Source organism: Williamsia limnetica (genome assembly GCF_003217475.1).
GTDB classification, from domain to species: Bacteria; Actinomycetota; Actinomycetes; order Mycobacteriales; family Mycobacteriaceae; genus Williamsia; species Williamsia limnetica.
On sequence record NZ_QJSP01000004.1, the window covers coordinates 247840 to 271499 of the forward strand.

At 65.6% G+C, this 23660-nt stretch carries 21 protein-coding genes and 2 tRNA genes; 12 read left to right on the top strand and 11 right to left on the bottom strand.

Translation table 11 applies throughout. From position 1 onward, the window contains the following. Positions 1 to 305: 305 nt before the first annotated feature. The 7 genes from DFR67_RS08535 (at position 306) to pknB (ending at position 10098) form a co-directional block, all read left to right on the top strand. Positions 306 to 1769, top strand: coding sequence for an FHA domain-containing protein (locus tag DFR67_RS08535; protein WP_110469099.1), 1464 nt, complete (start codon positions 306 to 308; stop codon positions 1767 to 1769). 178 nt (positions 1770 to 1947) lie between these two features. Then, on the top strand, positions 1948 to 2412 hold the full coding sequence (locus DFR67_RS08540; protein ID WP_110469100.1) for an FHA domain-containing protein FhaB/FipA: 465 nt from the start codon (positions 1948 to 1950) through the stop codon (positions 2410 to 2412). Then, the gene (locus DFR67_RS08545) at positions 2409 to 3890 is read left to right on the top strand and encodes a PP2C family protein-serine/threonine phosphatase (protein WP_110469101.1); all 1482 of its coding nucleotides are present in this window, start codon (positions 2409 to 2411) and stop codon (positions 3888 to 3890) included. The genes DFR67_RS08540 and DFR67_RS08545 overlap by 4 nt, the downstream gene beginning before the upstream one ends. Beyond that, positions 3890 to 5323, top strand: a complete 1434-nt coding sequence (locus DFR67_RS08550) for an FtsW/RodA/SpoVE family cell cycle protein (protein ID WP_110469102.1) — start codon at positions 3890 to 3892, stop codon at positions 5321 to 5323. Before DFR67_RS08545 ends, DFR67_RS08550 begins: the two co-directional genes overlap by 1 nt. Beyond that, entirely contained in the window at positions 5320 to 6822 is a 1503-nt protein-coding gene (locus DFR67_RS08555; RefSeq protein WP_110469103.1) for a peptidoglycan D,D-transpeptidase FtsI family protein, read from the top strand. The genes DFR67_RS08550 and DFR67_RS08555 overlap by 4 nt, the downstream gene beginning before the upstream one ends. A 4-nt stretch (positions 6823 to 6826) precedes the next feature. After that, positions 6827 to 8194, top strand: a complete 1368-nt coding sequence (locus DFR67_RS08560; RefSeq protein ID WP_110469104.1) for a protein kinase domain-containing protein — start codon at positions 6827 to 6829, stop codon at positions 8192 to 8194. After that, the gene (pknB, locus tag DFR67_RS08565; protein WP_110469105.1) at positions 8194 to 10098 is read left to right on the top strand and encodes a Stk1 family PASTA domain-containing Ser/Thr kinase; all 1905 of its coding nucleotides are present in this window, start codon (positions 8194 to 8196) and stop codon (positions 10096 to 10098) included. The genes DFR67_RS08560 and pknB overlap by 1 nt, the downstream gene beginning before the upstream one ends. Before the next feature lie 43 nt (positions 10099 to 10141). Here the strand turns inward: pknB and DFR67_RS08570 are convergent, their stop codons facing one another. Both DFR67_RS08570 and DFR67_RS08575 read right to left on the bottom strand, forming a co-directional pair. Next, positions 10142 to 10789, bottom strand: a complete 648-nt coding sequence (locus tag DFR67_RS08570) for a TetR/AcrR family transcriptional regulator (RefSeq protein WP_110469106.1) — start codon at positions 10787 to 10789, stop codon at positions 10142 to 10144. A gap of 11 nt (positions 10790 to 10800) precedes the next feature. Further along, on the bottom strand, positions 10801 to 11478 hold the full coding sequence (locus DFR67_RS08575; protein ID WP_110469107.1) for an aminodeoxychorismate/anthranilate synthase component II: 678 nt from the start codon (positions 11476 to 11478) through the stop codon (positions 10801 to 10803). A 99-nt stretch (positions 11479 to 11577) separates the two neighbouring features. On the opposite strand from DFR67_RS08575, the gene crgA reads away from it, so the two are divergent. Next, positions 11578 to 11868, top strand: coding sequence for a cell division protein CrgA (gene crgA, locus DFR67_RS08580; RefSeq protein ID WP_084892611.1), 291 nt, complete (start codon positions 11578 to 11580; stop codon positions 11866 to 11868). Positions 11869 to 11971: 103 nt separating this feature from the next. After that, entirely contained in the window at positions 11972 to 12436 is a 465-nt protein-coding gene (locus tag DFR67_RS08585) for a PH domain-containing protein (RefSeq protein ID WP_110469108.1), read from the top strand. A gap of 10 nt (positions 12437 to 12446) precedes the next feature. On the opposite strand, the gene DFR67_RS08590 is transcribed toward DFR67_RS08585, so the two are convergent. Beyond that, a complete protein-coding gene (locus DFR67_RS08590; RefSeq protein WP_245937841.1) occupies positions 12447 to 13277 on the bottom strand; it encodes a rhomboid family intramembrane serine protease in 831 nt (276 codons plus the stop codon). A 58-nt stretch (positions 13278 to 13335) separates the two neighbouring features. Then, positions 13336 to 13875, bottom strand: a complete 540-nt coding sequence (locus DFR67_RS08595) for a peptidylprolyl isomerase (RefSeq protein WP_211324973.1) — start codon at positions 13873 to 13875, stop codon at positions 13336 to 13338. Positions 13876 to 13967: 92 nt separating this feature from the next. Between DFR67_RS08595 and DFR67_RS08600 the strand changes: the two genes are divergently transcribed. Genes DFR67_RS08600 through DFR67_RS08610 form a run of 3 tightly spaced genes read left to right on the top strand, consistent with a single transcriptional unit; the run spans position 13968 to position 15684 of the window. Next, positions 13968 to 14459 carry a hypothetical protein gene (locus tag DFR67_RS08600; RefSeq protein ID WP_110469110.1) on the top strand — a complete coding sequence of 164 codons (492 nt, stop codon included), beginning with the start codon at positions 13968 to 13970 and terminating at the stop codon, positions 14457 to 14459. Between the two features lie 28 nt (positions 14460 to 14487). Next, positions 14488 to 15117, top strand: a complete 630-nt coding sequence (locus DFR67_RS08605; protein ID WP_146240402.1) for a DUF4190 domain-containing protein — start codon at positions 14488 to 14490, stop codon at positions 15115 to 15117. A 51-nt stretch (positions 15118 to 15168) separates the two neighbouring features. Beyond that, a complete protein-coding gene (locus DFR67_RS08610) occupies positions 15169 to 15684 on the top strand; it encodes a DUF1707 SHOCT-like domain-containing protein (RefSeq protein WP_110469112.1) in 516 nt (171 codons plus the stop codon). 29 nt (positions 15685 to 15713) lie between these two features. Here the strand turns inward: DFR67_RS08610 and DFR67_RS08615 are convergent, their stop codons facing one another. The 7 genes from DFR67_RS08615 to DFR67_RS08645 form a co-directional block, all read right to left on the bottom strand. After that, complete coding sequence (locus DFR67_RS08615) at positions 15714 to 16640, bottom strand: LLM class F420-dependent oxidoreductase (RefSeq protein ID WP_110469113.1); 927 nt, start codon at positions 16638 to 16640, stop codon at positions 15714 to 15716. A 43-nt stretch (positions 16641 to 16683) separates the two neighbouring features. Then, positions 16684 to 16756: transfer RNA gene (locus DFR67_RS08620), tRNA-Ala, on the bottom strand. 169 nt (positions 16757 to 16925) lie between these two features. Further along, positions 16926 to 16999 (bottom strand) — tRNA-Ile (locus DFR67_RS08625). Between the two features lie 66 nt (positions 17000 to 17065). Then, positions 17066 to 18034: a DUF3566 domain-containing protein gene (locus DFR67_RS31370; RefSeq protein WP_110469114.1), complete on the bottom strand. Its 969-nt coding sequence runs from the start codon at positions 18032 to 18034 to the stop codon at positions 17066 to 17068. Positions 18035 to 18094: 60 nt separating this feature from the next. After that, a complete protein-coding gene (gene gyrA / locus DFR67_RS08635) occupies positions 18095 to 20602 on the bottom strand; it encodes a DNA gyrase subunit A (RefSeq protein ID WP_110469115.1) in 2508 nt (835 codons plus the stop codon). A gap of 42 nt (positions 20603 to 20644) precedes the next feature. Further along, positions 20645 to 22711, bottom strand: coding sequence for a DNA topoisomerase (ATP-hydrolyzing) subunit B (gene gyrB / locus DFR67_RS08640; protein WP_245937843.1), 2067 nt, complete (start codon positions 22709 to 22711; stop codon positions 20645 to 20647). 400 nt (positions 22712 to 23111) lie between these two features. Further along, complete coding sequence (locus DFR67_RS08645) at positions 23112 to 23660, bottom strand: DUF721 family protein (RefSeq protein WP_110469117.1); 549 nt, start codon at positions 23658 to 23660, stop codon at positions 23112 to 23114.

The following is a 23660-nucleotide window of genomic DNA, read 5'->3' on the forward strand; positions in this document are numbered from 1 at the left end:
ACTTCGAAGTGCTTCGAAACGGAACCGGAAAACGGTAACACGACCACCCGCGGGTCCTGAAATCCATATCCGGGTCCCCCATTCGAGCAGGTCGACTGCCGCGCACCACCCACCTACATTCTGACATCGGGCGCGACTGGCCTACCGTTCAATGAGACGACCATCGACTCACGTCACCTGGGACAACTGGGGCTGGCGTTGCAGATGTTCTCCCTGGAGTGCCATCGCAGGGTCGGAGTCGCTATCATCAAACAGCACGATTGGCACGCCGACACGCTGACAATTCGGAGGGAGGTCGTCTGGCCATGGGAATACTTCAGAGAATCGAGCGCAAACTCGAGGGCGCTGTGGACGACGGCTTTGCCCGGGTGTTCGGTGGCAAGGTGGCTCCGCAAGAGGTCGAGAACGCTTTGCAACGCGAGGCCGAAGACAGCCTCGAAGACCTCGGCGACGGTGGCAAGCTGGCCCCCAACGCCTACACCCTGGTTGTCAGCTCGACCGACCACCAGGAGATGGCCGCAGAATACGAGCTGAATCGCAAGACTTTCTCGAAACATCTCGAGAACTTCATCCGCGACAACGGCTGGCAAACATACGGTGACGTGGTCGTGGAGTTCGCACACTCCCCGACGCTGCACACCGGGCAGTTCCGGGCTCGCGGTTCGGTCAACCCGGACGCCCGTCCGATGCCCGTTCCACCACCCGGTGCCGGCCCCCAGCAAGGGGCACCGTTCCCGCCGGGAGCGGTTCCGCCTCCGCAACCACCCGCCGTCCCGCCCCCCGCACCACAACGCAACCGAGAAGCAGGAGCCACCCCCATGACGCAGAACTCCGGATATGACCAGCGCGGAGGATACGACCAGGGCTCCTACCCTCCAGCTGCCGCGTACAGCCAGCAGCCGTATGACGGTCAGGAGCAGGCCCCGTCGGACGGCCCCCCGCAGGCGTACAGCCAGCAGGGCGCATACGACCAGGCCGGTTACGACCAGCGCGGGTACGACCAGCAGGGTTACGACCAACGCGGGTATGACCAGCGTGGATACGACCAGCAGGGCGGGTATGACCAGCAGGGCGGCTACGCCGCGGACCAGCAGAGCGGCTACGCACCGGGCCCGGCCCAGGATCAGGCCGGCTATCAGGCCGGTGGATACCAGCAGCCCGGCTACGCACCGGATCAGCAGAATTACGACCAACAGGGTTACGACCAGCGCGGATACGACCAGGGCTACCAGCAGGGCGGATACGACAACCAGGGCGGATACGCACCGGACCAGCAGGGCGGCTACGACCGCGGGTACGAGCAGCCCGCGGCGTACCAGGGCGGCGGGGAGTACTCCCAGCAGCCCGGCTACGCCCAGGGCTATCAGGGCGGCGGCTATGACCAAGGTGGCTACCCCGCGGACCAGCAGGGCGGATACGCACCGGACCAGCAGGGCGGCTACGCCGCGGGCGGCGGATACGCAGCTCCCGCCGGTTACGCGCCGACCGCCATCACCCTGCTGCTCGAAGACGGCAGCAACCGGACCTTCCAGCTCCGCAACGGTTCTAATGTGATCGGCCGCGGGCAGGACGCGCAGTTCCGGCTGCCGGACACCGGTGTCTCACGCCGACACGTCGAGATCCGGTGGGATGGCTCGAGCGCGCTGCTCAACGACCTCAACTCCACCAACGGCACCACGGTCAACGACGTGCAGGTGAGCAGCTGGGAACTCGCCGACGGAGATCGGATCCGGGTGGGACATTCCGACATCACCGTCCGGTTCCAGTGACCTCGCCCGGGTCCCGCACCGCCAGGTAGGAGCACTCGCCCAGGTGTCACCCAACGGGCATCCGATGTCGAAGAATCGGGTATCCGATACACAAGTGACACATCCGAATACCTACCGGGCCGCCGCTGGGCCATAAGATGCACAGGACGTTGTTGGCTGGCCCGGGAGGTGAAAATACGTGCAGGGCATAGTGCTGCAGCTGACGCGTGTCGGCTTCTTGCTGCTCTTGTGGCTGATGATCTGGGCCGTTCTGCGCGTCATACGCAGCGACGTGTATGCGGCGACCGGTCAACGGCCGCTCACGCGGTACGAGCGCCGCAATCGAGGTGGAGCCCCCGCAAGGGTCAAAGGTGGCCCCAGATACCTCATCGTCACGCATGGCGCGTTGGCGAACACCCGGATCACCCTCGGTACCCAACCGGTACTCCTCGGCCGGGCCGATGACTCCACGCTTGTGCTGACCGATGAATACGCATCTGAGAGGCACGCGCGTCTGGTCCGCCGCGGCGACGACTGGTACGTCGAAGATCTCGGTTCGACGAACGGTACCTATCTCGACCGCGCGAAAGTGACCACAGCTGTTCGCGTCCCCCTGGCAACTCCGGTACGCGTGGGCAAAACCGTGATTGAGTTGCGCCCGTGACCCTGGTGTTGCGCTATATCGCGCGTAGCGACCGCGGATTGGTCCGCGCAAACAACGAGGACTCCGTCTACGCCGGAGCGCGCCTGCTCGCGTTGGCCGACGGGATGGGCGGACACGCCGCGGGCGAGGTCGCCAGCCAGCTGGTGATCCAGGCCCTGCGCCCGCTCGACGACGACGAACCCGGCGGCGACCTGCTCGCCAAACTGGACGCCGCAACCCGGCACGGCAACGAGGCGATCGCCGACCAGGTGGCCGAAGCACCCGAACTCGACGGTATGGGTACGACCCTGACCGCCATCCTCTTCGCCGGCTCCCGCCTGGGCCTGTGCCATATCGGCGACTCCCGCGGTTATCTGCTCCGCGACGGTCAGCTCACGCAGATCACCCGCGACGACACGTTCGTGCAGACCCTGGTCGAAGAAGGCCGGATCACGGCCGAAGAAGCACACACCCACCCCCAGCGGTCGCTGATCATGCGCGCCCTCACCGGGACCGAGGTCGAACCGACCCTGACAGTCCGCGAGGCCAGGGCCGGCGATCGGTACCTGCTGTGCAGTGACGGCTTGTCCGACGTCGTCAGTGAGGAGACGATCGCCGACACGATGTCGTCGGTCTCCAACCACAAGGACTGCGCCGACCGGCTGATCGAGCTCGCGTTGCGCGGCGGTGGTCCGGACAACGTCACCGTCGTCGTGGCCGACGTCGCGGATGTCGACTACGGGGACAGCAAGCCGATTCTGGGTGGGGCCGCCGGAGGCGACGACCAGGAGTACATCCCCGACCCCCGCACCTCCGCCGGCCGGGCAGCTGCCCTGCGACCACCCGCGCAATCCCCTCGTAGGCCGACCATCAACACCCCCGAACCCGAACCGCCGCAGGCACATCCGCGCCGCAAGTGGATCATCGGCGGGGTGGCGCTCGCCATCATCGTCATCCTCGTGGCGGGTGTGTTCGTCGGCCGCGCGATCGTCCGCTCCAACTACTACGTCAGCAGCAACAACGGCGAAGTGGTGCTCTACCGAGGCCTGCAGGGCTCGTTCCTCGGGCTCGATCTGCAAGAGCTGAGCAAGATCACCTGTACACACGGGATGGGCACCGATCAGCCGACTGTCGATCTCGTCGACTTCGACAACCGACCCGCCGATTGTGTACCCCTCAAGGTGTCCGACCTGACGGGGACCGCTCCCGCCTCGCTCGAAGGGCGCGACCCCGTGCCGCTCGACGACGCCGAGGCACAGGTCCGCACGCTCATGAACAACTTGCTGCCGTTGTGTCCCGAAGAGGATTCGGCGTCGGCGCAGGGTGTGACCCCCGCCCCGGCCAGCCCTCCCCCGGCCACGCCGCCCGGGTCTCCCGCACCGCAGGCACCCTCGGGCCAGCCGGTACCCCCCGAGTCGGGGAGCGCGAGCACGCAGCCGCCGCTGACGACCAGCAGCACCGCGCCGGTCACCCAGCCGGCCAACTGTCGGGGGCGCTGATGTCGCAGGCAGCCGTCACCCAAAAACCCCCGGCCACCGGGCCGGCGTCACGGAACTACACCGGCCGCAACTCCGAACTCCTGCTGCTCGGATTGTCGACGATCATCGTCGCTGTGGCCTTGATTCTCGTTCAGATGGCCCAATCACAGAGCCTCACTTGGGATCTGGCGAAGTACATCCTCGCTTACATGGCGTTGTTCGGGCTTGCACACCTGGTGGTGCGGCGGTTCGCGCCCTACGCCGACCCCCTGATCCTGCCGCTGGTGGCGACCATCAACGGGCTCGGGCTGGTCCTCATCCACCGACTGGATCTCGGCACCGGCCAGAACGGCGAGACCGCGAACCCCATCGACCGCACCCACGACGCCGATCAGCAGGTCCTGTGGGCAGTGCTCGGCATCATCGCGTTCTCGGCGGTCCTGATCCTGATCCGCGACCACCGCACGCTGTCGCGGTATAGCTACATCCTCGGTCTCGGCGGTCTGGTCTTTCTGGCGATCCCGGCGATCCTGCCGTCGTCCATGTCGGAGATCAACGGCTCCAAGATCTGGATCCGGACCCCACTGTTCAACATCCAGCCCGGCGAGTTCTCGAAGATCTTGATCATCATCTTCACCGCCTCGTTGCTGGTGTCGAAGCGGGACTTGTTCACCACCGCGGGCAAACACTTCCTCGGGATGGACCTGCCGCGTGCGCGTGACCTCGGTCCGCTGCTCGCCGCGTGGGTCATCTCGATCGGCGTCCTGGCCTTCGAGTCCGACCTCGGTACCTCGCTGCTGATCTTCTCGACGATGCTGGTGATGCTCTACGTCGCCACCGAGCGGGTGAGCTGGCTGATCATCGGTGTCAGCCTGTTCGCCGTGGGGGCCATGCTCGCCTACCAGCTGTTCTCGCATCTGCAAGTGCGGGTCGCCGTGTGGCAGGACCCTTTCGACGACTTCTACGGTCAGGGCTATCAAGTCGGGCAGGGTCTGTTCGGCCTCGCCACCGGTGGACTCTTCGGCACCGGACTCGGTTCAGGGCGACCCAACATCGTTCCGTTCGCCAACACCGACTTCATCATCGCGACGATCGGCGAAGAACTCGGACTCGTCGGCCTCGCCGCGATCCTGCTGCTGTATTTGATCCTGATCGTGCGTGGGCTGCGTACCGGCATCATGGTCCGCGACAGCTTCGGCAAACTCCTCGCCACCGGATTGGCATTCACCATCGCCATGCAGATCTTCGTGGTGGTCGGCGGTGTCACCAAATTGATCCCCCTGACCGGTCTGACCACCCCGTTCATTTCTTACGGGGGTTCGTCGCTGCTGGCCAACTACATCCTGGTGGCGCTGCTGATACGTATCTCGAACTCCGCCCGTGAGCCGGATCCGACGAAGAAGAAGCCGACCCCCATTGCCGAGGCGCCTACCCAAATGGTGAAGCGCCCATGAACATTCCGATCCGCCGCGTGGTCATAGCGGTGATGGTGATCATCCTTGCCCTGCTCCTGAACGCCACGTACGTGCAGGTGTTCAAGGCCGACGAGTTGCGGGCCGATCCCCGCAATCAGCGGGTATTGCTCGACGAATACTCCCGTCAGCGCGGCCAGATCACAGCCGGCCAAGAAGTCATCGCGCAATCGGTGCCCACCGACGACCGACTGAAATATCTGCGTACCTATCCCGGTCCGTGGGCCGACGCATTCGCCCCGGTCACCGGTTTCTACTCGTTTCAGTACGCGAGCTCGGGACTCGAGCAGGCCGAGGACTCGATCCTCAACGGCAACGACGACCGGCTCTTCGGTCAGCGGTTCGCCGACATGTTCTCTGGCCGGGATCCCCGCGGCGGCAACGTCATCACCACCATCAACCCGAAGCTGCAGAAGGTGGCGTTCGACGAGATGGGCAAGGGCTGCAACGGCGGCTGCCGCGGTGCCGTCGTCGCCATCGCGCCCAGCACCGGCGCGATCCTCGCGATGGTCTCGACCCCCAGCTACGACCCCAACCTGCTGGCCAATCACGACTCGACCGTCCGCGAAGACGCCTGGGCACAGTGGAACCCCACCGAGACGTCCACCGGGTCCCAGCCGATGCTCAATCGCGCGCTCAACGAGACCTACCCTCCGGGTTCGACTTTCAAGGTCATCACCACCGCTGCGGCACTCGAGCAGGGCGTCACCGAGGACGTCCGACTCACGGCGGCGAGCAGCATCGATCTGCCGCAGACCACCACCGGACTCACCAACTACGGCGGCGAGTCCTGCCCGGGTTCCAGCGGCGGCCAGGTGACGATGCACCAGGCTCTCGAGTACTCGTGCAACACCGCGTTCGTACAGCTCGCGACCGAAAAACTGCAGAACCCGATCGAGTCGGTCAAGAACCAGGCGAACGCGTTCGGCGTCGACACCCAGCTCCCCGACACCCCGCTGCCGGTCTCCGAATCATCCATGGGACCGGTTCCCGACCTCGCGGCCCTCGGGCAGAGCTCGATCGGCCAGCGCGATGTGCGGTTCACGCCGATCCAGAACGCGATGATCGCGGCGACCATCGCCAACGGCGGAGTTCGCATGCAGCCGTATCTCGTGGATAAACTGCAGGGTCCCGATCTCAAGACACTGAACACCACCCGGCCCAATTCTCTGAACGAGCCGATCTCTGCCCAGACCGCGGCGACGCTGACCGGCATGATGATCGATTCCGAACGCAACACCCGCGGCTCCGGCGGTCCTGTCCCCATCGCGTCGAAGACCGGCACCGCCGAACACTCCGACTCGCAGGGAACCGATGAGACCCCGTACGCCTGGTACATCGCGTTCGGACCGTCGAGCAACGCCCAGGTCGCGGTCGCAGTGATCGTCGAGAACGGCGACGGCGGACTACAGGCAACGGGCGGCTCTTCAGCCGCTCCGATCGGGCGCGCAGTGATCAACGCGCTCGCAGGTGAGGAGTGACCGGGTGACTTTGCAAGGAGGCACGACCATCGCAGGCCGGTACCGGCTGATGCGACTGATCGCGACCGGCGGCATGGGCCAGGTGTGGGAGACCATGGACACCAGGCTCGACCGCCGCGTCGCCGTCAAAGCCCTCAAGGCCGAGTTCTCCGACGACCCCGAATTCCTCGAGCGGTTCCGGACCGAGGCCCGCACCACCGCCATGCTCAACCACCCCGGCATCGCGAACGTCTTCGACTACGGCGAGGCCCAGGATCCGGGCGCAGGCAACGTCGCCTACCTCGTCATGGAACTCGTCAACGGTGAGCCACTCAATGCCGTGCTCACCCGGGTCGGCCGGCTGTCGCTGAACAATGCCCTCGACATGCTCGAACAGACCGGGCGCGCGCTCAAGGCCGCCCACGACGCCGGTCTGGTGCACCGCGACGTGAAGCCCGGCAACATCCTCATCACACCAACGGGCCAGGTGAAGATCACCGACTTCGGTATCGCCAAGGCGGTGGACGCCGCACCGGTCACCCAGACCGGCATGGTCATGGGGACCGCGCAATACATCTCGCCGGAGCAGGCCCTCGGCGAGGACGCCACCGCCGCGTCGGATGTGTACTCGCTCGGTGTCGTCGGTTACGAGGCCATCGCGGGCCGCAGGCCGTTCCTCGGTGACGGCGCGATCACCGTGGCGATGAAGCACATCCGTGAAGAAGCACCGCCTCTGCCGACCGATCTGCCGGTCAATGTGCGTGAGCTCATCGAGATCACCATGGCGAAAGACCCCACGCAGCGCTACTCCGACGGAGGCGAGTTCGCCAACGCCGTGGCCGCGGTGCGTGCCGGAAGGCGCCCTCCACAGCCAGGCGCCGCGACCGGCGCACGTCCGGCCACCGCCATGATGGCGCCCGTCGTCGCACCGCGACCGGCCCCGACGCCGCAGCCCCGCCCGCAACCGCCGGTGACCAACGATCAGCAAGGCTGGTCGAACGGCCAGAAGGCGCTCGCCGCCGCGGCGGTGATTCTGCTGATCGGCGCTCTGGTCCTCGTCGGCTTCCTGTTGATGCGCTCCACCGGTGACGCGGACACCCCGGCACCCACGTCGTCGACCACCCGGAGCACCACCACGACCACCACCCCGCCTCCGACGACCACGGAGGAGACGACCACGACCACCACTCGGACGACCACCACGACGACCGAGGAAACGACCACGACCACCACCCCCGAGACCACCACGACCACGACAAACGATGGTCCGACGTTCCCGACGCTGCCGAGCATCCAGATTCCCGGCCTGCCGGCGCGCGAGAGCGACAATGATCAGGGCAACGACAACGAGCTGAGCGAAAGCGAACAGCCCGGACCCCAGGACGGTGGTTGATGGCTGACCCCCGACAGGTCTCAGACCGCTACGAACTGGGCGAGACGCTCGGTTTCGGAGGCATGTCCGAGGTACATCTCGCGCGCGACCTGCTCTTGCATCGCGACGTCGCGATCAAGGTGCTGCGCGCCGACCTCGCGCGTGACCCGACGTTCTATCTCCGCTTCCGGCGTGAGGCGCAGAACGCGGCAGCGCTGAACCATCCGACGATCGTCCAGGTCTTCGACACCGGCGAGGCGACGACCCCCGAGGGCCCGCTGCCGTACATCGTGATGGAGTTCGTCGACGGCGAGACGCTGCGCGATGTGTTGCGCGCGGAAGGCCATGTCAAGCCGCGTCAGGCGATGACGTGGATCGCCGATGTGGCTGCGGCCCTGCATTTCTCTCATCAGAACGGCATCGTCCATCGGGATGTCAAGCCGGCGAACGTGATGATCGACAAGTCCGGCGCCGTCAAGGTGATGGACTTCGGCATCGCCCGCGTGCTCGCCGACACCGGCAACTCTGTCACCCAGACCGCCGCCGTGATCGGGACCGCACAGTACCTTTCGCCCGAGCAGGCACGCGGTGAGAGTGTCGATGCCCGCAGCGACGTCTACTCGCTGGGCTGCGTGTTGTTCGAACTGCTCACAGGCGAACCCCCTTTCACCGGCGATTCCCCGGTCGCAGTGGCGTATCAGCACGTCCGTGAAGATCCGCCGACCCCGTCGTCGGTGCTCGCAGGAGTGCCCGCCGAACTGGACTCCGTGGTCCTCAAGGCCATGAGCAAGAATCCCGCGAACCGCTATCAGTCCGCGGCGGAGATGCGCTCGGATCTGATGAAGGTGCTCGCAGGAGGCAAGCCCAGCGCGCCGATGGTCATGAGCGACGAAGACCGCACCGCACTCATCGACACCGGGCCCCGCGCGCGGGTCGCCCGGGTCGGTCCGTCGGGTTCACACCGCCGCGACGACGACGACGATTCCGCACCCCCGAACCGAACCGCACTCAAGGTCGCCGGATTCGGAGCCCTTGCCTTGTTGCTCATCGTGGGCGTGACCCTGTTGCTCGTGCGGCCGTGGGCGTCCGAGACGACCCCGCAGGTGTCGATCCCGCAGGTCACCGAGATGTCTGCCGACGCGGCGCGGGCCGAGTTGGAGAAGATGGGTTTCCGGGTCAATCCCCGTGACGAGCCGAGCACGACCGTGCCTGCCGGGTCGCCGACCCGCACCACCCCCGGCGAGGGGGTACGTGCGGACAAGGGATCGTCGGTGACCCTCTACATCTCCACCGGTCCGCAACGCCAGCAAGTCCCCGATCTACGCGGCCGAACCCCGGAAGAAGCGACGAAGGCGCTGGCCGACCTGGGCTTCGGGAACGTGCGTCCGGTAGACGTGTCTTCGACGGCGGAGTCCAAGGGCAAGGTCGTCGGTACCACGCCCGCATCGGGTAGCACCCAGCCCGTGACGGCGTTGATCACCATGCAGGTCGGGACCGGACCCCGACGGGTCACTGTCCCAGATCTGACCGGTCAGCGGGAATCTCAGGCCCGCACGAACCTCGATCAGCTACGGCTGGACGTCGCGGTGGTCGCCACCGATTCCGATCTGCCCACCGGCACCGTCATCAGCAGTTCGCCCGAGGCTGGGCTCGAGGTCGACGAGGGAAGCATCGTCCAGATCACCATCAGTCGCGGCAACATGTTCACGATGCCCGATCTGCGGGGCCAGACGGCCGCGCAGGCGCAGGCCGCGCTGGTCGCCGCCGGCTGGGAGAGGTCGACGCTGACCACGGTGCCGCGCAACGTGCCGCTCGGAAGTCCGGACGACGAGAAGATCCTCGAACAGACTCCTGCCGCGGGCGGACTCGTCCGAAAGGACGGTTCGGTCTCGATCACTGTGGGACGAGCGAGTCTGCTGCCCTGAGCTGCCGGCCCTGCGGGGTCTCAATCCCACGCGGCTGCACAGGTCAACGGGTCACGGGCGCGGTCCAGATACCGACGATCGCGTCGATGAGGTCGGTGCCGAAGTCGGTCCAGCCGGTGGTCTCGGCATCACCCTCACCGGAGAGCCGCAGCTCGCGTTCGGCGCACATGTGCACCATCAGCGACCGGCCCATGTCGGCGCGGGCGCGGCGGATGTCCTCGGGTAAATCGTCGACGGTGCTCCCCAGCCCGGACAGCAATCTGGACAGGCTCGGTGAGGCTCCGGACGCCTCGGTGTAGACGAGGACGCGCAGGGTCGGATCGGTGAGCACCTGAGCGTTGAAGCGGGCGTACCAGGAGGGTGTGCCCAGCGCGGCGAGGTGCTGGGTCGACGGACGAACCAGGCAGGTGACCCAGTCGCGGATCTCTGTCGAACCGTCGATCTCGCGCAGTGCTGCAGCGCGCAGTTCCTCGATCTGGACCGCATGCTTGGCCACGATCGCGCGCACGAGATCGGTCTTGGTCCCGAAGTGGTAGCCGACAGCGGCATTGTTCCCCTGCCCGGCCGCCTCGCTGACCTGACGATTCGACACCGCGAACAGCCCGTGTTCGGCGAACAGCCGCTCCGCCGCGACCAGGATCCGATCGCGGGTGGCTGCCGAGCGAGCGGACTTCTCGGTATCGGACCCCATCACGTGCTCCCTCAGCCGAGTGCCGCGGCGACCTGTTCTTCCAGAACCCGTACCTGACCATCGGGCACGCTCATGCCGCAGACCGTCAACCAGTTCGCCAACATCCGGTGCCCGCCCTGGGTCAGCACACTTTCGGGGTGGAACTGGACGCCATGGATCGGTAGTTCGCGGTGACGCATGGCCATCACGATGCCGGTGCCGGTCGTCGCAGTGACCACCAACTCGGTCGGGATCGTCTCGGGTAGAACGGTCAGAGAGTGGTATCTGGTGGCCGTGAAGGGGTTGGGCAGACCGGCCAGCACCCCGTCCTCGTCGTGTGAGACGAGCGAGGTCTTGCCGTGCAGCAACTCGGGGGCACGGTCCACGGTCGCACCGAATGCGGCGCCTATCGCCTGGTGTCCGAGACAGACCCCCAGCAACGGCGTCGCGCCGGCGGCCGCTGCTCCGACCAAGGGCATCGTCGCCCCTGCCCGTTGCGGCGTGCCGGGCCCGGGCGAGAGCAGCACCCCGTCGAAGTCCGCGATCGCGGCGGCCGGATCTGCGAGCCGCGCGTCGTCATTGCGCCACACGTCGGCGTGCACACCCAGCTGTCCGAGGTACTGGACGAGGTTGTAGACGAAGCTGTCGTAGTTGTCGACGACAAGGATGCGGGCCGGGGCAGGCTGCCCAGCGGAAGACGGGTCGGTCACAACGATCAGGCTACCTGGGAGGACGCCGCGGCTTCACATCTCTATTGCCTGGTGAGCTAGGTTGTAGTGACACGTTTTGCCCGCGAACCGAGGAATTCTATGCCCAAGTCAAAGGTCCGCAAGAAGACCGATTACACGATCAACCCCGCGAGCCGCACTCCGGTCAAGGTGAAAACCGGGCCGTCGAGCACGGTGTACGTCTCGACGATGCTCGGCCTGATGCTGCTCGGGCTGCTGTGGCTGATCGTTTTCTACCTCGTCGCCACCCCCGAATCCCTCGGCGCCGACGGCAAGATCCTGAACTGGATGTACGAGCTCGGACCGTGGAACTTCCTCATCGGATTCGGCTTCATGGTTGCCGGATTGCTGATGACCATGAAGTGGCGCTGACCTGCCGTTACGACGCCTGTGAACAACCAAACCACATGTGTGTAATTCATCCACAGCTGTGGAACAACATGTGTGTAACTAGTCCCCATTGTGGATAGAGCCTGTGGATAACTCTGATTTGTCGACCCTGTCGTGGTCGACGCCCCCCGCGATGGCAGGTGTCATGGTCGCCGGAGGGCTTCTGCTGGGCGGAGCCGCACTGGTCGCGGGACCCGATCCCGCAGGCGTCTTGCTGATGATCATCGCGGCGGTGCTCCTGCTCGTGCTGGGCTCCATCGGCTTGCGGGTGCGCCCGCGACTGGCGGTCGTCGACACCCACACCCTCGCGATCAGAACGCTCACCGGTGGCGTCCGGCGCTATGCGTTCGACGAGGTCCGCAGGGCACAGGTGATCAGCTACCCGCGACTGGGCAGGCGGGTGCCGCATCTGGAATTCGATATCGACGACGCCACGGCCCACGAGGGCGAACGACTGGTGATCTTCGGCCGCTGGGATCTGGGTGCGAACCCGCTCGACGTCGCCGACGCACTCCGCGAGGCCGGGCTGCCGATGTCCGAACGTAAGTAGGTCGCGCCGGTCAGAGTGTCTGGGCGCGGGCGACGCTGAGTACCAGCGCGAGGATGATGAGTGCGCCCATCACGATCCAACCGATCGCTGCGGCGTTACGTGAGTTCTTCTTCGCGGCGGGCAGCAGTTCGGGACCGTAGAGGACTCCGGCGGCAGCGGCGGCTCCGAAGAACAGGCCGCCCATGTGAGCCCACAGGGAGATGTTCGGGATGGTCAGCGACAGCACCACATTGATGCCGATCACCCCGAGAACCATCCCGGCCGGGATCTTGGCCTTGAGGACCACCACGAGGGTGGCGCCCATCAGACCGAAGATCGCACCGGAAGCACCGGCGTTGATCGCCAGCGGATTCTCGAAGAGCATCACCAGCGCGCTGCCACCGAGCAGTGAGGTGAGGTAGATCCCCACGAATCGTGCTGTGCCGAGGGTGATCTCGACATCGCGGCCGAGAATGTAGAGCGAGAACATGTTGACCGCGACGTGGATCAACGAAAAGTGCAAAAAACCTGCGGTGAGCAGCCGCCAGTACTCACCCGAGGCCATGAAGGGTCCCCAGAGGGCGCCTTCGGTGAACACCTCAGACGAACGCAGTTCGGTGATGCTGCGGGCCTGGAGTGCGGTGATCGCGAAGATGACCAGATTCACCGCGAGCAGGGTGTAGGTGGCGTACGGCTTGGCGGCGCCGATGGTGCGGGCCCTCGGGACCCGATTACCGGCCGCCCGGACGCAGTCGACGCAATGTTGGCCGACTGCGGCCGGGTGGAGACATTCAGGGCAGGCCGGACGGCCGCACCGGCTACACGAGAGTCCTGTACGACGGTCGGGGTGCCGGACGCACACCTGGGCCGGGGGCGATTGATGCCCGGGCACCGGGGGCTGGAATGTCACATAGAACCGATCAGGACTCGATGGTGATTTTCTGGATGACCACGTCTTCGAGCGGGCGGTCGCGGCGATCGGTCGCCACGGCCTCGATCTTGTCGACGACCTTCTTGGACTCGTCATCCTCGACCACACCGAAGATGGTGTGCTTGCGGTTGAGGTGAGGGGTGGGGCCGACGGTGATGAAGAACTGCGAACCGTTGGTGCCGGGCCCGGCGTTGGCCATGGCCAACAGGTACGGCTGGCTGAAGGTCAGCTCGGGGTGGAACTCGTCCTCGAACTCGTATCCGGGGCCGCCCATACCGGTGCCGGTGGGGTCGCCGCCCTGGAGCATGAAGCCCGAGATGATGCGGTGGAAGACCGCGCCGTCATAGAAAGGGCCCGCGTCGCCACCGGAAGCGTTCGGCTTCGAGTAGTCCTTGCTGCCATCGGCCAGGCCGGTGAAGTTGGCAACCGTCTTGGGTGCGTGGTTTCCGAACAGGGCGATCCTGATGTCACCGTTATTGGTGTGCAGGATCGCGGTTGCGGTTTTCAATGCTGTGGTCACGGCCTCCATGGTGCCACTTCTCCGAAAGTCACTAGGGTGGACCCATCTGAGGCGGACCACCCGGGCGCGTGCAAGTCGGCGCTCGACCATAGGAGGCATTCATGAGCAAGCTCGAATCCGACGTCAAGGCAGTACGCGACCGTGTCGTGGCACTGAGTGCCGCCGGTATCCGTAAATCCGCTGCCGGGGCGAGAAAACTCACCGCCCAGGCGTTGTCCACCGAAGCACAACTCGCTGCTGACGCCCGGCGACGCGGCTCGGATTACCTGGAGAAGGCCGCGGACGTCTTCCCGGTCCACCTCACCAATCCGACGATCGTGTCGTCGCTCGAACGCACCGGCCTCGCCGATGCACTGCCGGCCCAGCTGGCCACCACACGGCCTGCGTCACGGCGCAGACTCAAGATCGCGTTGGTCACGGTCGCCGTGCTCGCCGCGGGGGCTGCAGCATTCTCGATCACCCGGCGCACGCGGCCCCAGCCACCGAGTGTCGCCGCAGCGCCGCCGCGCCTGGCAGATGTGCCCGTTGCCGGCGAGGAAGCGAAAACGCTCGACCCGGCGACTCCCTCGGCCAACGGGCAGTCCGGCAACTGACCTGCTCGCGGCAGGTACCGTGTGACCCGTGAGTCATGACAGTGGTGAGGGCCGCCGGCGGCGAGAGGTCGAACCGATTCCGGCCTGGGAGCAGCGGGGCGGGCCCACGGGGCCTTCCCCCGCCTATCGGCCGGCGCCACCGGGCCCGGCCCACCAGGGCATGGGACGGCAGAACACGGGACCGCAGGGCATGGGTCCTCCCCCCGTACGCAGGCCACCGCCGCCGTACTCCCCCGCGCCTCTGAGCGGCCCGGCAGCCGGGATCGGAGCGAGCCCCGGCCTCCCTACGAACTCCGGCCACTCCACCAACTCGAATGCCTACTCCCAGACCGCGGACCCCGCCGACACCCGCAACGACGAGCCGCGACACACGTACGGCGGACCTGATGAGGAGTCCGGAACCGAGATGAATTCCGCGCCGGTACGCCGCACGAACAAGACCAACGTCACCGCCATCGTCGCCTTGATCTTGTCCGTGATCGGGCTGACCTTCCTGATCGGCATCGTCTGCGGCCACGTCGCCCGTGCGCAGATTCGCCGCACCGGCGAGCAGGGCGCATCATTCGCGGTGGCTGCACTCTGGGTCGGCTATCTCTACCTCGCGGCAAGCGTCCTGGTTCTCGGCGGATACCTGTACATCGTCGGCAAGGGAAGCTGAACACGCACCGGGCATCTGTCGAAACATGCCTGCCCGTGGTCGAATTGGTCCATGGATTCAGAAAAGCCTCGCGAGATCCGAATAGGTAACGCCGAGCGCACCACTGCACTCGAGGCGCTGGGTGAGCATTACACCATCGGGCGCCTCGACAACGCCGAGTACTCGGAGCGCGTCGATGCCGTCACCGCCGCACGCACGCGGTCGGAGCTGTCGGAATTGTTCATCGACCTACCGGAGCCGACCCCGTTCGGTCCGGGTGATGGCAGCGCCGCACTGACTCCCGCAGCCCGGGCCGCATCCGCACCGGCTCGGATCCCGGATCGCAGGGAGAAGGTCGTACGAACACTGAACCTGTTCGCCGGCGGCGGCACCGTGCTGGTGTTCCTGTTGCTGTTGGCGCTCGGGGTACCGATGGCGTGGCTGGTGTTCATCCTCCTGCCCATGGCGTACGGCGCGATCCGCATCTGGGCGGGGCCCGGCGACGTCGACGCCTCAGGGATCGATTCCGCCGAACAGCAGCGGCGGCGCGACGTCGAATCACGCCGCCGCAAAGAACTCGGCTACTGACACCCCTGGGGTCGGTCGGGGCCGATCGGTCAGAGCTGGGACATCACCGAGTCCGCGATGAACTCCAGGTGACCGAGGTCGGACATGTCGAGTACCTGCAAATAGATTCTCGACGCCCCGATCTCGCGGTAGCTGCCGATCTTGTCGACGATCTCCGCGGGCGACCCCGCCAGTCCGTCCTTGCGTAGATCCGTCAGGTCACGCCCGATGTTCGCGGCGCGGCGGGCGACCTCCGCGTCGTCGGTGCCCGCACAGACCGTCAGCGCCGCGGAGTAGACCATGTCGCCTGCGTCCCGGCCCTGGGCCTCGCACGCCTGCCGCACCCGCTCGAAGGCTTGCTGGGCCTGCTCAGCCGAGATGAACGGGACGTTGAACTCGTCGGCGTACTGCGCCGCCAGCGCGGGAGTCCGCTTTTTACCCTGCCCGCCGAGCACGATGGGCGGTGTCGGTGTCTGCGCGGGCTTCGGCAAGGCGGGTGAGTCTTTCACGGTGTAGTGGTCGCCCGTGTATGAAAATGTCTGTCCGGCAGGCGTCTTCCAGAGCCCGGTGATCACGGCAAGCGACTCCTCCAGCTTGTCGAACCGCTCACCGAGTGAGGGGAACGGAATGGCGTAGGCCTCGTGCTCGGCGCTGAACCAGCCCGCTCCGTAACCGAAGTCGACCCGACCACCCGACACCTCATCCACCTGGGCGACTGCGATCGCCAAAGGCCCAGGGTGCCGGAAGGTCGCAGAGGTGACGAGGGTGCCGAGTCGGATCGTGCTGGTCTCGCGGGCCAGTCCCGCCAGCGTCACCCAGGAGTCCGTCGGTCCGGGACTGCCCTCGACGTTCATCGCGAGATAGTGATCCGATCGGAAGAAGGCTCCGAATCCTGCGGCCTCTGCCGTGCGTGCGACGGCCAGTTGATCGGAGTAGGTGGCACCCTGCTGCGGTTCGACGAAAATGCGAAGTTCCATACTTCTCACTCTGGCGCGCAACGGGTGCGTGTGCAAACACTTGTGGAGCCTAGGAGATTCGAACTCCTGACATCTGCCTTGCAAAGGCAGCGCTCTACCAACTGAGCTAAGGCCCCGTGCCAGTTCTCACTGGACTTCGGGTAGGCCGTGCCACACCTCGATATTGCGTCGAGACTCTGTGAGCAAGCCTGCGACGATGAGTGCGAGTACGGCCGCGGCGACCAATACTGTCTTCACCGCGCCCTCCTTTCGGGGGGTTTCCCGTTCTCTGACTCGTCGTCACGGTGGGCCTAGGAGGACTTGAACCTCCGACCTCTTCGTTATCAGCGAAGCGCTCTAACCGCCTGAGCTATAGGCCCGTGAACCGAAGTCAGAGATTACCCGACCGAATGCCCAGGCAACAAAACGCCTGGTCAGATCGGCCTCTAGTCGCGGTCCGCGAGGGTGATCTCCATTCCGCCGACGAGGTCGGACGAGAGGTTGTAAATGAACGAACCGACGGTCGCGAGCGCGGTGAAGAGCACCACGTTCACCGCACCGATGAGAGCCGCGATCCCGAACACACCGCCGGCACTGATCTCGAACGACGACTCGGTGGTCGTGTCACTCGACACCAGGGTCCCGAAGGAGTTGTTCAGCTGATCCCACACGCCCATGCCGTCGAGGATGAGATACAACACACCGACAGCGATCATCCAGATGAAAAAGGAAGCCACCGACAGCACCGCGGAGACCTTGAAGGCAGACCACGGGTCGATGCGGCGCAACTGCACCGACGCCCGCAGGGCCCCCATCGCACCGGGCGACGGAACGGCCTCGATCGACCGCGACGGTCCGGTCGCGGCCACCTCGGGATGATGGATGGCGTCGAGGTCCGGTAGCTCCTCCTGGGGCAGATCGCGACGGTCGATGTTGCGGGTCGGCCCGTCGATCGGCTTGGGCGCAGCGGTGCCGGTGATCACCGGACGTTTGCCCGTCGACACACCCCCCGGCCCTTGAGCGCCGCGGCCCGGAGGTGGTCCCGAGGGACCACGGCCCGGTCCCGGCGCACCGGGCTGCTGCCCGCCACCGGCGCCCGGGGGCGGCTGGCTACCCGCAGGCGGCGGCGGCTTACCGGGGCCGCCCTGCGGTCCCTGGGTGCCCGGACCCGCTGCCCGCTGCCACGGGGGCACCCCGCCCGGCCCCTGTCCGTTGCCTGCAGGGCGCGCGGGGGGCGTCGCGGCGGGCTGCGCCTTCGTGGCCGAGGCGTCGCCCGAGCGCGCAGCCGACTCCTGCACGGAGACCGCGGGCCGGGACCCGTTGCCGGACTCCTTGTCGCCAGTCGCCGGCTGCGCCTTGGGCGCCTGACCCGCCGGGGTCTGAGTCGGCTTGTTCGGCTCGTTGGGTGTGCTCATGCGTTCCTTTGCCTCGCCTCCGTGCAGGAGGAGCGTTGATCGGGCTCCGCTTGCGTACTGCTACTTCTTGCCGGCCGGCCCGTTATCCGTCTCGACCAGTTCATCCGGTTCGTCGGCGTTACGGGCGATAGCCAAGAGCGTAGTTCCTTCGCCCAGGTTCATCAGGCGGACGCCCTTGGTTTGACGTCCCGCCTTGCGTACCTGCTTGGCAGCAGTGCGGATCACACCCCCACCGGAGGTGATCGCGTAGAGCTCACTGTCGTCGTCGACGATGAGGGCTCCGACCAGCGCGCCGCGGCGTTTGTCGTACTGGATGGTCAACACGCCCTTGCCGCCGCGACCCTGCACCGGGTAGTCGGTCATCGCGGTCCGCTTGGCATAGCCACCCGAGGTCGCGACCAACAGATACGTGTCATCGCGTACGACGTTCAACGACAGCAACTGATCTTCATCGTTGAAGCGCATGCCCTGCACACCGGACGTCTGCCTGCCCATCGGCCGCAGTGCGTCATCGGTCGCGGAGAACCGGATCGACTGACCCTTGGTCGAGACCAGCAGCAGATCGTCGTCGGCACTGCACAGCTGAGCGCCCACGAGTTCGTCTTCTCCGCGCAGGTTGATCGCGAAGATGCCGCCCGAGCGGTTGGAGTCGAAGTCGACCAGACGGGACTTCTTCACCAGTCCACCGAGAGTGGCGAGTACCAGGTAGGGCGCGTCTTCGTAACTCTTGATCTGGATGACCTGCGCGATGCGCTCCTCCGGCTGGAAGGCCAGGAGGTTGGCGACATGCTGGCCGCGCGCGGTGCGGTTCGCCTCCGGAAGCTCGTACGCCTTTGCGCGGTACACCCGGCCCTTGGTGGTGAAGAACAGGATCCAGTCGTGTGTGGAGCACACGAAGAAATGCCGGACTATGTCGTCCTGTTTGAGACCCGCGCCCTGCACACCCTTGCCGCCACGCTTCTGACTGCGGTACAGGTCGGTCTTGGTGCGCTTGGCGTACCCCGTCTCGGTGATCGTGACGACCACGTCCTCGCGGGCGATCAGATCTTCGTCAGAGACGTCACCGTCTGCGGCGATGATCTTGGTGCGGCGCTCATCTGCGAACTTCTCGACGATTTCGGCCAGTTCGTCGCGAACGATCGCGCGCTGCCGCTCCGGCTTCGCGAGAATGTCCTTGTAGTCCGCGATCTCGATCTCGATCTCGGCCAACTCGTCGATGATCTTCTGCCGCTCGAGGGCCGCGAGCCTGCGCAGCTGCATCGCCAGGATGGCGTCGGCTTGGATCTCGTCTACGTCGAGCAGGTCGATCAAGCCGGTGCGCGCGAGGTCGACGGTCTGGGACCGACGGATCAAAGCGATGACTTCATCAAGGGCGTCAAGGGCTTTGACGAGACCGCGCAGGATGTGCGCGCGCTCTTCGGCTTTACGCAGCCGGTAGCGGGTACGTCGGATGATGACATCGATCTGGTGCTCCACGTAGAACCGGATCATCTGATCCAGCCGCAGAGTTCGCGGAACACCATCGACGATGGACAGCATGTTGACGCCGAAACTGGTCTGCAGCTGACTGTGCTTGTAGAGGTTGTTCAACACCACCTTCGCCACGGCGTCCCGGCGCAGGGTGACCACGATCTGCATGCCGACCCGGTCCGAGGACTCGTCGTCGATCCTGCTGATGCCCTTGAGTTTTCCTTCGTTCACCTGTTCGGCGATCGACTGGATCATGTTGTCGGGGTTCACCTGATAGGGCAGTTCGGTGATCACGAGGGTGGTCGCACCCTTGTTCTCCTCGATCCGAACCACGCCGCGCATACGGACGCTGCCTCGGCCGGTGGTGTATGCGTCGCGGATACCCTGCCCACCGACGATCAGTCCGTATGTGGGGAAGTCGGGTCCCTTGACACGCTCCATACAGGCGGCGAGCGTGCTCTCTTCGTCGGCTTCGTAGTTGTCGAGCGCCCAGAAGACGGCGTCGGCGACCTCACCGAGGTTGTGCGGCGGGATGTTGGTGGCCATGCCGACCGCGATACCGCTCGAGCCGTTGATCAGCAGGTTGGGAACCCGCGAGGGCAAAACCGTGGGTTCCTGGGTCTTGCCGTCGTAGTTCGGCGTGAAATCGACTGTCTCCTCGCCGATGTCACGCAACATCTCCATCGCCAGCGGCGTCAGGCGGGCTTCGGTGTAACGCATCGCGGCGGCGCCGTCGTTACCGCGGGATCCGAAGTTGCCCTGCCCGTCGACCAGCGGGTAGCGCATCGACCAGGGCTGCGCGAGTCGGACCAACGCGTCGTAGATCGCGGAGTCGCCGTGTGGATGATAGTTACCCATCGTCTCCGCAACGGGTTTCGCAGATTTCACGTAGCTGCGGTCGGGCCGGAATCCGGCATCGTTCATGGCATACAGCAGGCGGCGGTGTACCGGCTTGAGGCCGTCGCGGACCTCGGGCAGCGCGCGGCCCACGATCACGCTCATGGCGTAATCGATGTAACTGCGCTGCATCTCCTGCTGGATGTCCACGGGTTCGACGCGGTCGCCGGCGCCACTGTCCGGTGGCAAGGTGTCGGTCATGAGTTCACTTTCGTCGTATCAGGTTCGGCAGGTGAAGAAGCGTCAGACGTCCAGGAAGCGAACGTCTTTGGCGTTTCGGGCGATGAAGCTGCGCCGTGCCACCACGTCCTCCCCCATCAGCACACTGAACAGTTCGTCGGCGGCTGCGGCATCGTCGAGCGTGACCTGACGCAGCACCCGCACCGAAGGATCCATCGTGGTCTCCCACAACTCTTTGGCATTCATCTCGCCGAGACCCTTGTACCGCTGGATGCCATCTTCTTTGTTGATCTTCTTGCCGGCCTGTGCACCGGCCTCGAGCAACCCATCACGTTCGCGGTCGGAGTAGGCGAACTCAGGCGCAGCACCCTTCTGCCACTTGAGCTTGTAGAGCGGCGGCTGCGCCAGGTAGACGTAGCCGTGCTCGACCAACGGACGCATGAAGCGGAACAGCAGGGTCATCAGCAACGTCGTGATGTGTTGTCCGTCGACGTCGGCGTCGGCCATCAGCACGATCTTGTGATAGCGGAGCTTGGCGATGTCGAACTCGTCGTGGATGCCCGTACCGAATGCCGTGATGATCGACTGGACCTCGGTGTTCTTGAGGACGCGGTCGATGCGCGCCTTCTCGACGTTGATGATCTTTCCGCGGATCGGCAGGATCGCCTGGTACATCGAGTCGCGGCCGGACTTGGCGCTACCGCCGGCCGAGTCGCCCTCCACGATGTAGACCTCGCACTTGCTCGGATCCTTGCTCCGGCAGTCGGCGAGCTTGCCGGGAAGACCACCGATGTCGTTGGCGCTCTTGCGGCGCACCAACTCTCGTGCCTTGCGGGCCGCCATGCGGGCGTTGGCGGATTCGACCGCCTTGCGGATGATGATCTTGGCCTCGGCGGGGTTCGACTCGAACCAGTGCGCGAGATGCTCGTTGCTCACCTTCTGCACGAAGCTGCGGACCTCGGTGTTACCGAGCTTCGTCTTGGTCTGACCTTCGAACTGGGGATCGGAGACCTTGATCGAGATCACCGCGGCCAGACCCTCACGGATGTCGTCGCCGGTGAGCTTGTCGCCCTTGTCCTTGACCAGCTTCTTCTCGGTGGCGTACTTGTTGACCGTCGCGGTGAGAGCAGAGCGGAAACCCTCTTCGTGGGTACCGCCCTCATGGGTGTTGATGGTGTTCGCGAACGTGTGGACCGACTCGGAGTAGCCGTTGTTCCACTGCATCGCCACCTCGAGCTCATGCCCGGTGCCTTTGGCCGTGAACCCGATGACCGAGTTGTGGATCGCGGTCTTGCTGGCGGTCTTACCGTTGTTGAGGTGCCGGACGAAGTCTTCGAGCCCACCGGGGTAGTGATAGATCCGGGTGCGGCTCTTGTTCTTGCGCCCCTCGGGCTTGCCCTCGGAATCGACCGGGACGTCGGCGGGAACGTCTATCTCGTCGGCGAGCTCGGTGTTCGCGGCCTGTTCGGCAAGCTCGTCCTCGGACTTGGGGGCCTCGGCGACCTCGACGTCTTCGGCGTCGCCGGCCTCGATCGTGGCCGGGCGCTCGTCGGTCAGCGTGATGGTCAGGCCCTTGTTCAGGAAGGCCATCTCCTGCAGGCGCCGAGCGATGGTGTCGAAGTTGTAGACCGTCGTCTCGAAGATCTTCTCGTCCGCCCAGTACCGCACCGTGGTGCCGGTCTTCTTGGTGGGCGAGCCCTTCTTCAGTTCACCGGCGACGGCAGTGGAGTAGGTCTGCGACCAATTGAAGCCATCCCGGGCGATCTCGAGTTCGACGGTGGTCGAAAGGGCGTTCACGACAGAGATACCGACACCGTGCAGACCACCGGACACCGCGTACGAATCAGAGTCGAACTTGCCGCCGGCGTGGAGCTGGGTCATCACGACCTCGACCGTGGGCACACCCGTCTTGTGCATCGACACCGGGATGCCACGGCCATCGTCGACGACCTGGACAGCTCCGTCGGCCCGCAGGGTGACATCCACGCGCGTTGCGTAACCCGCCATCGCCTCGTCGACGGAGTTGTCCACAACTTCCCAGATCAGGTGGTGAAGCCCGCGCTCACCGGTAGAGCCGATGTACATACCGGGACGCTTGCGAACCGCCTCGAGACCCTCGAGGATGCTGATCGAATCCGCACCGTATTCGGCGTTCCCCTTCTTCTTCGCCGGAGTCTTCTTCGTCGGTTCCGGCTGTTCCGGTTGTTCCGGCTGCTGGGGTTCGGTGCTGTCGGCCACGAGTGCGTCCGCTCCTTACATCGCCATCGAATTCGCGCACGCCACTGGCACCGGCGCAGCACGGTATCGGCTGCGGTGTCCGGGGCCCTCGACGTCGCGGTCTACCCCGGTTCGGGGCAACTCCCTACATACTACTGGGTCACGCGACAAGGAATACCCCTGCAACACCCCTGATGTCTCCACAGACGGATTTTTTCGGTTTGCACCTAGTCCGACCGACGCTCTCGGCGTGCCGACGGCGCTCTGGCGGGAATCGTCGCCCGTTGCGGCACCGACCAGACGCTCGCCGGCATCAGCCGTAGGTGTCGCGGGGCCCGCGGCCCTTCACGTGTCGTTCACCTTTGCGCCAGGACGGACTCTGCGGTCCGGTGATCCGCAGACTGGTGACCACGTTGTTGCCGGCCACGGCCGCGATCTTCGCCAGGATCTGCGACTGGATCAGCCGCAGCTGGGTCGCCCAGGCAGTCGACTCAGCGGTGACATGTAAAACCTTGTCGCGCAACATCTTGGGCTGAGCGTGCGCGGCGATCTCGGCCCCGACGATGCGATCCCATGCACCCATCACCGTGCCCTCGGAGATCTTGGAGTTCCAGCCCCGGCGACCTGCGAGGTTGCCCGCGACCCTGCCCATCGGCTGCGGATCATGAACGTCGGGACCGGCACCGGTCCAGCCCCTTCGTGCCGCAGGCCGCGGTGCCGACGTCCTCTTACTGGGTGATGCGCGTCCCTGACCGACGGATTTTCCTGCCGCCCGAGCTGCTGCGCGGGCATCTTCGAGCGCCTTGCGGGCCATGTCGTACCCGCTGCTGCCCTGTTCTCTGGGCTCTCCTTCACCGACCAT